Source organism: Kitasatospora putterlickiae (assembly GCF_039527695.1).
Lineage (GTDB): Bacteria > Actinomycetota > Actinomycetes > Streptomycetales > Streptomycetaceae > Kitasatospora > Kitasatospora putterlickiae.
Window position 1 is genome coordinate 7,178 of the sequence record NZ_BAAAKJ010000302.1, and the last position, 2,384, is coordinate 9,561.

Genomic DNA, 2,384 nt, shown 5'->3' on the forward strand with positions numbered 1-2,384 from the left:
GCGCGTCCGGGCGCGTCGGCGAACTCGTCCGGGAACTCGTCCGGGCTCGTCCGGGCTCGTCAAGGCCCGGAACAGGTCCAGGCCAGGGCCCGCGCCCGGCGCCGTCACCGCACGGCGGTACGGTTGCGCTCCGACAGCGCACCCCGCGCCCGGCCCGCGCCCCCCGGCGACCGGCCCGCCGCGGGCTGCGGCCGCGGCAACCGGAAGGAAGGGCGCGATGGCAGCGGAGGAGGAGGGCCTGACCGGCCCCGGCGAGACCAGGCCCGCACCGGGCCCCGGACCCGGCGGGGAACCGGCTCCGGCCGCGCCCCGGTCCGTGCCCGAGCTGATGCTCGGCCGTCCGCCGATGGCCCGCCCGTTGCCGACCTTCGACGCCGAGGCGGCCCCGGCCGAACCCGGCCCGCTCTTCGTCGACTGGCTCGCCACCGCCCTGCACGCCGGGGTGCCGGACCCGCAGGTGTTCACCCTCTCCACGGTCGACGCCGACGGCCTGCCGGACGCCCGCGTGCTCGTGCTGCGCGACGTGGACGCCGCCGGGACCGGCTGGGTCTTCTCGACCGCCGCCGACAGCCCCAAGGGCCGTCAGCTCGCCGATCACCCGGCCGCCGCGCTCACCGTCTACTGGCCGCAGCTCGGCCGCCAGGTGCGGGTGCGCGGCACCGTCGAGCGGGCCGCCGACCAGGTGGCGGGGGCCGAGTTCGCCACCCGCTCCCCGGCCGCCCGGATCGGCGCGCTGGTCGGACGGCAGAGCGAGCCGCTGGCCTCGCCGGCCGAGTACGAGGAGGCGGTGGCGGTGGCCCGCCGCCGTCTGGAGGCCACCCCGGACGCGGTCGCGGCCGGCCACGCCGTCTACACGCTCTGGGCGCACGAGGTGGAGTTCTGGCAGGGCGACGCGGAGCGCCACCACGTCCGGCTCCGCTACACCAGGACCGGCCCGGTGCGCACCCCGGAGTGGTCGCGCACCCTGCTCTGGCCGTAAGCCGGTAAGCCGACGAGCCATCGAGCCCGCAGCCGGCGAGCCCGCACCCCTGAACGCGCCGGGGGCGCGCATCAACCCGATGCGCGCCCCCGGCTCCCTCGGGAAGCGGTGCCTCAGCGCCGCCCGGTCAGCGTCGCCCCGACGCTCGCCGCCACCACGCAGCCGATGCCGGCCAGCTGCACGGCGCCCAGCAGCTGACCCAGCACCACCAGGCCGACCAGCGCGCTGACCGCCGGCTCCAGACTGACCAGCACGCTGAACACCCGCTGCGGCATCCGCCGCAGCGCCGTCATCTCCAGCGCGTACGGGATCACCGGCAGCAGCAGCGACACCCCGGCCACCGCGAGCAGCAGCGTCAGCGGCGAGGCGCCGGGCTCGGTCAGCCCGTGCCAGGCCTCGCCGAGCCCGAACGGCGCCACCGTCAGCGCGCCGACCGTCATCGACACGGCCAGCCCCTGGAAGCCCTGGAACGCCGCCCCGACCTTGTCCGTGAACAGGATGTACGCGGCGTAGCAGGCGGCCGCCCCGAAGGCGTACAGCAGGCCGACCGGGTCGAGCCCGCCGCCCTCCCCGCCCTCGCCGAGCAGCGTGAGCAGCGCCACGCCGCCGGCCGCGAGCAGCGCCCACAGCAGGTGGCTGGCGCGCCGGGCGAAGACCAGGGCCACCGCGAGCGGGCCGAGGAACTCGATGGTGGCGGCGGTGCCCATCGGCAGCCGGTCGATCGCCCCGGCGAACAGCAGTGTCATGCCGGCCGAGGCCATGCCGAGCAGGGCGGCGGCGGCCAGGTCGCGCGGCCGGCGCCCGCGCAGCCGCGGCCGGGTGACGGCGAGCAGGACGACCGCCGCGAAGCCCAGCCGCAGGAAGGTGGTGCCGCTCACCCCGAGCGGTCCGAAGAGCGGCTTGGAGAACGCGATCCCGGTCTGCACCAGGAACATCGCCATGACACAGAGAAGCGGCGCCGGGATCCTCGCCGGGCGCCGCGGAAGGCCGGTGAACCGTCGGCCGGTTCTCGCGTCCGGTGGCAGCCCCTCGCCGGGCGCCCCGCCTCGTCGCCAGCCGCCCCGCTCGCCGGCGGGCTCGCCCTGGGGGGCGGGCGGCATGGCAAGCGCCTCGGCGACGGCGGCGGCCGGCGTCGGGGCGGAGGTTTCGCTGGGATGGGAGGTGGGCATGGGGCGAGTTTGCCGTAAGGAGCCACTGGGCAGCAAGCTCGTTACAAGAATCGGGACGGATGCGGACGGGTGCGTCCGAAAGGGTGAGCTTCGACGGCGTGCCCGGCGCGGCGTCGGCGGATGCCGGACGGTCCGTCAGTATCAAGGCGGCGTGCGCCATCTCCGCCCCGCGGCCCTCGCCGCCGCCTCCCTCGTCCTCCTGCTGGCCGCCGGCGGCCCGGGCGTGAGCGCCGACG

Annotated in this window: 2 protein-coding genes; one reads left to right on the forward strand and one right to left on the reverse strand. The window is 77.2% G+C overall.

Translation table 11 applies throughout. The features are described 5' to 3' along the window. Positions 1-217 precede the first annotated feature (217 nt). A complete protein-coding gene (locus ABD308_RS29125; RefSeq protein WP_344340959.1) occupies positions 218-979 on the forward strand; it encodes a pyridoxine/pyridoxamine 5'-phosphate oxidase in 762 nt (253 codons plus the stop codon). A 113-nt stretch (positions 980-1,092) separates the two neighbouring features. Here the strand turns inward: ABD308_RS29125 and ABD308_RS29130 are convergent, their stop codons facing one another. Further along, positions 1,093-1,920 carry an EamA family transporter gene (locus ABD308_RS29130; protein ID WP_344340965.1) on the reverse strand — a complete coding sequence of 276 codons (828 nt, stop codon included), beginning with the start codon at positions 1,918-1,920 and terminating at the stop codon, positions 1,093-1,095. Between the last annotated feature and the right edge of the window lie 464 nt (positions 1,921-2,384).

Excerpts from the sequence above, each read along its gene's own strand:
- ABD308_RS29125 (WP_344340959.1), top strand. The coding sequence starts at position 218 with ATGGCAGCGGAGGAGGAGGGCCTGACCGGCCCCGGCGAGACCAGGCCC.
- ABD308_RS29130 (WP_344340965.1), bottom strand. The coding sequence starts at position 1,920 with ATGGCGATGTTCCTGGTGCAGACCGGGATCGCGTTCTCCAAGCCGCTC.